The sequence below is a fragment of the Kitasatospora sp. SUK 42 genome (assembly GCF_015776785.2).
Classification (GTDB): Bacteria; Actinomycetota; Actinomycetes; order Streptomycetales; family Streptomycetaceae; genus Kitasatospora.
Genome location: NZ_LFMD02000003.1, coordinates 236920 through 245137 on the forward strand (window position 1 = coordinate 236920; position 8218 = coordinate 245137).

Sequence of the window (8218 nt, forward strand, 5' to 3'; positions counted from 1 at the left end):
CTGAGCCGACCCCGCCCGGTCAGAGGGGGCCTCGTGGTCGGGCCGGCCGGCCCGGCCCCGAGGAGCCCTCCCCCGCCGTTACTCCGTCCGCAGTGCCGTGACCGTCCGGGTACGGGCGGCCCAGGTGGCGGGCAGGGCGGCGCCGAGCAGCGCCAGGACCAGGCCGCCGAGTATCAGCGGCCCCACCACCGACGGGGAGAACACGGTGAGGTCCGCGTCCGGCACCCCGATCCCGGCGGCGCGGGCCATCGCGGGCATCACCTGGTGGTGCACCACGATCCCGATCGGAACCCCGATCAACCCGGCCACCAGACCGCCGCCGCAGACCGAGGTGAGCACCATGCCGATCGTCTGCCGGGGCGACATCCCGAGCGCCTTGAGCACGCCGAGGTCGTGCACCCGCTCCCGGGTGTCCAGCAGCACCGTGTTGAGCACTCCGAGCCCGGCGACCACGGAGAGCAGCAGTGTGAGCGTGCCCGCCAGGGTGTTCATGGCCAGCACCACGATGTTGATGCCCGGCCCGCCCTCGTCGGCGCTCAGGCCCATCGGCTTCACGACCGCGTCCAACCCGTCGGCGTAGGCCTTCGCGTCGGCGCCCGGGGTGAGGTCGATGTGGAAGGCGATCGCCTCGGGGTGGATCGCGCCGCCGAGCGGCGCCAGGGCGGCCCGGTCCAGGAACACCAGGTCGTTGGTGGTCAGGACCTCGCCGGTGATCTTCGCCGGGGTGCTGCGGCCGTGGTCGGTGAGGGTGAGGGTGTCGCCCACCTTCGTCTGGTTGGCGCGCAGGAAGGAGGCGCTGACCACGACCTCGCCGGGGCCGTGGAACCACCGGCCGGAGACCAGCTGGAAGCCGCTCCAGGAGGCGTCGCCGCTCAGCGCGACCACCTCGGAGCGCCCGGTGTTCCCGGCCACGGTGACCGGGGTCGGCACGCTGCTGTACCAGGCCCGGGTGCCGGGGCGGGACTCGATCGCCTTGGCCACGGCCGCCTCGTCCACGTGGTCGACGGGCACGGCGGAGCCCTCGATCGGCGTCTGGACCAGGACCTTGCCCGCGCGGTCGGCCGCCAAGCCGTCCTGGAGGGAGCCCAACGAGAGCGTCAGGCCGACGCAGAGGGTGACCCCGACCGTGCCGAGCACCACCGCGGCGGCGGTGGTCGCCGAGCGGCCCGGCCGGTTGAGCGGGGAGGCCAGCCCGAGGCTGAACGCGCGCGGCACCGGCAGTCGGCCGATCAGCTCCCGTATCCGGGACAGCGGGCCCGCTGCTCCGGGCCGGACCGAACCACCGAGGGCTGCGGCCCGCTTGGCTCCCGGCGCCGTCCGGCCGACCGCGAGGGCCTCCACCGTGCGCAGCCGCCCGGCCCGCAGGGCCGGCACCAGCGCCGTTCCGGCCACGGCGCCCATGGCCACCACCGCGACCACGACGTCCACCCAGGGCGGGATGCCGAGCAGACCGCCGCGCAGGGCCTTGTGGGCTATCCCGAGGACCGGTACGGAGAGCAGGTTGCCCCCGAACACGCCGAGCGCCGTGCCGATCCCGGCGGGGATCAGCGCTTGGCCGACGTAGGCGCGCGCCACCTGGGCCGGGGTGAAGCCCAGGGACTTGAGGATGCCGATCCGCCGGGTGGCGGCGCTCACGGCGCCGCTGACCACGACGCCGATGATCAGCACCGACATGGCCAGACCGAGCACCCCGAAGGCCGTGACGAAGGGGACGAAGGTCGAGGCCGTCCGGTTGGCCTCCTCCTGGGCGGGCCGGTAGGACGTCGCCCTGGCGAGCGTCCCGCTCGGCACCGCGGCGGCCAGCGCGGCCCGGTCGGCCTCCACCTCGGCGTCGGTGCCGGCCCGGGCGAACCGGTAGAGGTACTGGGCGGCGGGCGCCGTGCCGGGCGAGGTGAGCCCGGCCACCTGCTCGGGGGCGATCCAGCCGTCCGCGCTCCAGGAGACCGAGGCGGCCAGGCCGACGACCTTGAGCGTCGGCTGCCCGGGCAGGTCCGTGAACCGGGCGCTGTCGCCGACGGCCAGCGGGGAGTGCCCGTCCAGGAACACCACCTCGCCGGGGCCCTGGATCCAGCGGCCGTTGGTGATCCGCAGGTCGTCCATCGGACCGCCCTGGGCCCGGCCGACCAGTGTCATCGGCGGCAGCAGGCTGCCGGCTGCGGGGAACCTGGTCCCCGGACCGGAGCGCGGCTGGACGGTGAGCGCCGGGTAGGGGCCGGCCGAGGCCGACACCCCGGGCGCGTGGGCGGTCGCGGCGAGCTGGGCGGGGCTCGCCCTGGTCTGGTCGTACAGCACGTTGAGGTGCGCGCCGTGCTGGTCGGAGAAGGAGCGCTGGTACGGGCCCCGGGCGGCGACCAGCAGCCCGACCGCGAGGATGCACGCCATCACCGACACCGTCGTGGTGAGCACCATGACCAGGGTCTGCACCCGCTTGCGGCCGACCCCCGCCCGGACCACCTTGCCGAGCGCGCTCACCGGCCACCACCCTGGGCAGGCGCGGCCGCCGTGTCCCGGACCAGCCGGCCGTCGAGCAGCTCGATGGTCCGGTTGGCGCAGGCCTCGGCGAGCGCGGTGTCATGGGTGACCAGCAGGATCGTCTGGCCCTCCGCGTTGAGCCCGCGCAGCAGGTCGCGGACGTCGGCGGCGGAGGCGCTGTCCAGCGCCCCGGTCGGCTCGTCGGCCAGCAGCAGCGGCGGGCGGTTCATCAGCGCCCGTGCCACCGCGACGCGTTGGCGCTCGCCGCCGGAGAGCCGGCCGGGGAAGGCCTTGGCGTGCCGGGCCACCCCGAGCCGCTCCAGCAGTTCCCCGGCCCGGGCCCGGGCGGTGTCCCGCCGCATCCCGGCCAGCTGGGCCGGGAGCAGCACGTTGTCCTCCACGTTCAGGTCGTCCAGCAGGTTGAAGAACTGGAACACCATGCCGATCCGCGTCCGCCGGTACTCGGCCAGCGCCGCCTCGCCGAGCTCGTGGACCGCCACGCCGTCCACCTCCACGCCGCCCTCGCTGGGGCGGTCGAGGCCGGCGACCAGGTTCAGCAGGGTGGACTTGCCGCTGCCCGAACGGCCGAGCACGGCCAGCGCCTCGCCGGCCCGTACCTCCAGGTCGAGCCCGGCCAGGGCGGGGCGGGCGGCGTCGGATCGGTCGTACGTCTTGCCGACGCCGCGGATCCGGATGATCGGCGCGTTCACGGGGCCCTCCACGGTTCTGGGTCCGGCACCGGGAGGCCCGGGCCGGCTGACGGGACATGACGCTACGAATCGGCGGCGGGGCGCGGACAGCCGTCTGAACGGTCTCTCGGAGGTGTATCCAGATACACCCCGAACTGGGTGTTCAGGCCTAGAGCGCCGGACCTCCGCGGCGGGCAGACTGAGCCACCGAAAGATCGGGACCGAGGCCTGCGGGGTTCGGAACCCAGGCTTCGAGGCCCCCCTGACGGGGGCTCCGGAACGGAGAGGGGGCTCGTCATGACGGCGGGAGTGATCGGCAGGGTGGGTCGGCGGGTGGGCCGGGCCTGCGTCGAGGGCGTGCGCGCCTGGTACGTGGTGACGCTGGCCGTGACGGGGCTGGTCTCGCTGCTGGCCGGGCCGCTGCTGCTGGCCGCCGCCGTGTTCGGCCCGGACGAGTCCCGGCCGTTCGCGCCGGGCGGGCCGCTGATCCTGGCGGTGCCGATGGGGCCGGTCGCCCTCTGGGCGCTCTGCTGGGCCACCGGGGGCGGCGGCCGGGCGGTCGGGGCCGCGCTGTTCGCCCCGGGCGCGCTCGCCGTGATGGCGACCCACCTGTACGGCGGCGCGCCACCGGCCGGCCGGGTCGGTGCGCTCTGGCTGGCGCCCTCGCTGGTGGTGCTCGCGCTGTTCGGCACCCGCTGGATCGCCGCCGAGAGCCGGCGGGTCGTCGGGCAGTGGAGCGGGCGGCCGCTCCCGGTGCCGTACCGCCGCCCGGTCGACGCGGCCGGCCCCTGGCAACGGCTGCGGTCGGGCGGCTGGCTGACCGACCCGGCGACCTGGCGGGACCTCGCCTGGGCGCTCCTCACCGGCTTCGCCGTGCTGCTCACCGCCGCGGTCGTCCTGCTGACCCCGGTCGCCCTGGAGGTCTTCGGCCGCAACGGACCGTTCTTCCCGCTGTTCATCGTCTACGGGATGGGCTTCTACGTCGCCCCGCTGGCCGCCCTGTGGGCCGCCCCGCCCGTCCTGCGGATGCACGAGAAGGCCGCCCGGGCCCTGCTCGGTCCGTCCCGGCAGACCGAGCTCGCCCGCCAGGTCAGCCACCTGGCACGGACCAGGGCGGACACGATCGACGCCGGGGCGGCCGAGCTGCGCCGGATCGAGCGGGACCTGCACGACGGGGCGCAGGCCCGGTTGGTGGCGCTGGGCATGCTGCTGACCGTCGCCGAGCAGGTGAAGCACGACCCGGACGCCCTCGGGCCGCTGCTGGCCGAGGCCCGGACGTCCTCGGTGAAGGCGCTGAGCGAGCTGCGGGACCTGGTCCGGGGCATTCACCCGCCGGTGCTGGCCGACCGGGGCCTGGCCGACGCGGTGGAGGCGACCGCGCTGGACCTGCCGCTGCCGGTCACCTTCACCGGCGGCCTGCCCGGCCGGGCCCCGGCCCCGGTGGAGTCGGCCGCCTACTTCGCGGTGAGCGAGCTGCTGGCCAACGTGGTGAAACACGCCGGGGCCTCGCACGTGTGGATCGAGATAGGGCACAGTGGCGGGCTGCTGCGGATATCGATCACCGACGACGGGCGCGGCGGCGCCGACCCGTCCCGGGGAACCGGCCTCAGCGGAACCGAACGCCGACTGGCCGCCTTCGACGGGGTGCTCGCGATCAGCAGCCCGTCCGGTGGTCCGACCATCGTGAACCTGGAGATCCCGTGCGCGTTGTCATCGCCGAAGACCTCTTCCTCCTCCGGGACGGGCTGACCCGGCTGCTGGAGGCCAGCGGAATGAAGGTCACCGCGGCGGTGGAGAACGGCGAGCAGCTGCTCGCCGCGGTGGCCGCCGACCGGCCCGACATCGCCGTGGTGGACGTGCGGCTCCCGCCGAGTTTCACCGATGAGGGCCTGCGGGCGGCGTTGGCGGCCCGCCAGGCCCACCCGGGCCTGCCCGTGCTGGTGCTGTCGCAGTTCGTGGAGCAGCTGTACGCGCGCGAGCTGCTGGCCGGCAGCACTGGCGGGATCGGCTACCTGCTCAAGGACCGCGTGCTGGACGGCGCCCAGTTCATCGACGCCGTCCAGCGGGTCGCCCAGGGTGGTACCGCGATGGATCCGGAGGTGATCACCCGGCTGCTGACCCACAACTCCTCGGCCGGCCCGGTCTCCACCCTCTCCCCCCGCGAGCGGCAGGTGCTGGCGCTGATGGCCGAGGGCCGTTCCAACGCGGCGATCGCCCAGCAGCTGGTGATCACCGAACGGGCGGTCGCCAAGCACACCGCGTCGATCTTCGTCCGCCTCGACCTCCAGCCCTCCGACGACGACAACCGCCGGGTCCTGGCCGTCCTGGCCTACCTCAACAACTCCTGAAAGGAGCCGCCGATCGCCACGCCACCGCACCCTGAGGGGCCACGGACAACTGGTGGGTGGCCCTCCGCCGCAGGGGGCTCGCCCGCCGCCGAACGGGTCAATTACCCTGGTGGGGTGCTCATCCTTGTTCGCCGCCGCCACGTGGACCTGCTCCGCGTGACGAGCATGTCCTGTCGACGCTCCGGCTGAACCTCGCGCCACCACCCTCAACGGCGGCCCCAGCGGCTGCCACCACCTCCCGGCTCCCGGAGCACCCGCCGCACCAGGCGCGGCTCCGGCCACCCCCGGTCGACCACCGGGACGCGCCGGGACGAGACCCAGCGGATGTCACACATGACGCAGCAGCGCACGCCCATACCCGGAACCGGCTCCACCCCGGCCCCGGCGGGCCCCGTCACAACCACCCCCGACGCCCTCCCGGTGATCGACCTCTCACTCGCCGACGGCAGCCCGGACGACCGCCTCCGGCTGCACGACGAGCTCCGCGCCGCGGCCACCGGCGTCGGTTTCTTCCAGCTCGTCGGCCACGGCATCACCCCGGAGGAGACCACCGCGCTCACCCGGGCCATGCGCGCCTTCTTCGCCCTCCCCGAGGCCGACCGGCTCTCCGTGAGCAACCTCAACTCCCCGCACTACCGCGGCTACACCCGCACCGGCGACGAGCGCACCGGCGGCAGCCAGGACTGGCGCGACCAGCTGGACATCGGCGCCGAGCTGCCCCCGCACGTCCCCGGCACCGGCGAGCCCCCGTACTGGTGGCTGGAGGGCCCCAACCAGTGGCCGGCCGCACTCCCCGAGCTGCGCACCGCCGCGCTCGGCTGGATCGACCACCTCGGCGCGGTCGCCCGCCGTCTGCTGCACGAACTCCTCACCGCGATCGGCGCCCGCCCCGACTTCTACGACGAGGCCTTCGCGGACCACCCCCACCTGCGCCTGAAGCTGGTCCGCTACCCCGGCACCGCCCCGGACGGCGCCGGCCAGGGCGTCGGCGCCCACAAGGACTACGGCTTCATCACGCTGCTGCTCCAGGACACCGTCGGCGGGCTCCAGGTCGAGCGCCCGGACGGCACCTTCCTGGACGTCCCGCCGCTCGACGGCGCCTTCGTCGTCAACCTCGGCGAACTGCTGGAGGTGGCCACGGACGGCTACCTCAAGGCCACCAACCACCGCGTGGTCAGCCCGCCCGGTGCCCGCGAGCGCTTCTCCGTCCCCTTCTTCTACAACCCCCGCCTCGACGCCCACGTCGAGCCGCTCGACTTCCCGCTGGCCCACCACGCCCCCGGCGCCACCGAGGACCCGGACAACCCGCTCTTCGCCGACTTCGGCCTCAACGAGTGGAAGGGCTACACCCGCGCCCACCCCGAGGTCACCCGCCGCCACCACGCCACTCTGGTCTGACCCGTCCCGGGCCGCCCCGGCTCCGGGCCGCCGCCACGACCGACGCCCCTGCCCACCCAAGGGCAGGGGCGTCGCGCGTACCGCCCCACCATGCGCCCGCCACCGGCCGGTCCCGCCCCTGCCGGTGGCGGCTGGACGGGCTGTGGACCTGGTCGCACGGCGCTGTCACACTGCTGCTGTCACAGCGGGAATGTGCCAGCGCGGAGGCGGCAGATGGGGGCGGACGGGGTCGTGGGGGGCGATGTGGTGGCCGACGGGGTGCGGCTGACGGTGGACGAGCTGGCGGCGCGGGCCGGGGTGACCGTGCGCACGGTGCGGTTCTACGGGACGAAGGGGCTGCTGCCGCCGCCGGAGCTGGGGCCGCGCCGGGTGGGCCTGTACGGGGCCGTGCACCTGGACCGGCTGGGGCTGATCGAGGAGTTGCAGCGGCAGGGGCTGACCCTGGCGGCGATCGAGCGGTACCTGGCCCGGCTGCCGGAGGACAGCACGCCGCTGGACCTGGCGATCCACCGCGCGCTGGTGGCCTCCTGGACGCCCGAGGCGGCCGAGGAGCTGGGGCGGGCGCAACTGGAGCGGCGGGCCGGGCGGGGGCTGTCGGAGGAGCAGGTGGAGCGGCTGGCCGCGATGGGGGCGCTGGAGCGTACGGAGGACCCGGAGGTGTTCCGGGTGGACCCGGGTCTGCTGCCGCTGGGCGTGCGGGTCCTGGACGTGCCGATCCCGCTGGAGACGCTGCTGGCCGCCCGGGCGGTGGTGCTGGAGCACAGCCGGGCCACGGCCCGGGAGTTGCAGCGGCTGTTCCGGGAGACGGTGTGGAAGCCGTACCGGGAGAGCGAGCCCGCCCCGGAGGAGCTGGCCCGGATGAAGGCGCTGACCGACCACATCCAGCCGATGGTCGCGCAGGCGCTGGTCACCGCGTTCCAGCGGTCGCTGCGGGAGGAACTGGGTGAGGCCGTGCGGGGCACGGCCTCACCCGGGACCGCGGAAAGCCGGTAGGACCACCGAGAACCGGTAGGACCACCGAGAACCGGCAGGGCCACCAGCAACCGCGAGGCCCGCCGCTCAGTCGGTCCTACGTTGTTGGTGGGTTGGACGGGCCGTCGTAAGGTCCAGAGATCCAGAGACATCGGGTATGGCTTTCAGTCGGTTGCCCTTGATGGCCTACGTCACCTGGCCGCCCGGTGTCTCACGACGACTCGACCGCTGATTAGGAGCTGCGAGCCCCTCGGGTGCATCGCTGAGTAGGACCACGCTGGCGAGGTCGTCCGGACGAGCAGCACGCATCGAACGACCGGAGGAACAGGTGGCCCAGAT

The 8218-nt window shown here is 74.5% G+C and carries 6 protein-coding genes; 4 read left to right on the forward strand and 2 right to left on the reverse strand.

Features of this window, described 5'->3' with window-relative positions; genetic code table 11:
* Positions 1 to 78: 78 nt before the first annotated feature.
* Together RZ50_RS10685 and RZ50_RS10690 are read right to left on the reverse strand one after the other, a co-directional pair.
* Positions 79 to 2472 carry an FtsX-like permease family protein gene (locus RZ50_RS10685; RefSeq protein ID WP_308271580.1) on the reverse strand — a complete coding sequence of 798 codons (2394 nt, stop codon included), beginning with the start codon at positions 2470 to 2472 and terminating at the stop codon, positions 79 to 81.
* Positions 2469 to 3182: an ABC transporter ATP-binding protein gene (locus RZ50_RS10690; protein ID WP_196952687.1), complete on the reverse strand. Its 714-nt coding sequence runs from the start codon at positions 3180 to 3182 to the stop codon at positions 2469 to 2471. The genes RZ50_RS10685 and RZ50_RS10690 overlap by 4 nt, the downstream gene beginning before the upstream one ends.
* A 276-nt stretch (positions 3183 to 3458) precedes the next feature.
* Here RZ50_RS10690 and RZ50_RS10695 point away from each other — a divergent pair, with 276 nt between their 5' ends.
* The 4 genes from RZ50_RS10695 to RZ50_RS10710 all read left to right on the forward strand — a co-directional run bounded on the left by RZ50_RS10695 (position 3459) and on the right by RZ50_RS10710 (position 7900).
* A complete protein-coding gene (locus tag RZ50_RS10695) occupies positions 3459 to 4910 on the forward strand; it encodes a histidine kinase (RefSeq protein ID WP_196952686.1) in 1452 nt (483 codons plus the stop codon).
* On the forward strand, positions 4862 to 5509 hold the full coding sequence (locus RZ50_RS10700; protein ID WP_196952685.1) for a response regulator transcription factor: 648 nt from the start codon (positions 4862 to 4864) through the stop codon (positions 5507 to 5509). Before RZ50_RS10695 ends, RZ50_RS10700 begins: the two co-directional genes overlap by 49 nt.
* A gap of 324 nt (positions 5510 to 5833) precedes the next feature.
* Positions 5834 to 6907, forward strand: coding sequence for an isopenicillin N synthase family dioxygenase (locus RZ50_RS10705; RefSeq protein ID WP_374199905.1), 1074 nt, complete (start codon positions 5834 to 5836; stop codon positions 6905 to 6907).
* Positions 6908 to 7120: 213 nt separating this feature from the next.
* Positions 7121 to 7900: a MerR family transcriptional regulator gene (locus tag RZ50_RS10710; RefSeq protein ID WP_196952683.1), complete on the forward strand. Its 780-nt coding sequence runs from the start codon at positions 7121 to 7123 to the stop codon at positions 7898 to 7900.
* The last annotated feature ends 318 nt before the right edge of the window (positions 7901 to 8218 follow it).

Bases quoted from the DNA above. Each gene is read 5' to 3' on its own strand.
- RZ50_RS10695 (WP_196952686.1), top strand. From the start codon at position 3,459: ATGACGGCGGGAGTGATCGGCAGGGTGGGTCGGCGGGTGGGCCGGGCC.
- RZ50_RS10705 (WP_374199905.1), top strand. From the start codon at position 5,834: ATGTCACACATGACGCAGCAGCGCACGCCCATACCCGGAACCGGCTCC.
- RZ50_RS10710 (WP_196952683.1), top strand. From the start codon at position 7,121: ATGGGGGCGGACGGGGTCGTGGGGGGCGATGTGGTGGCCGACGGGGTG.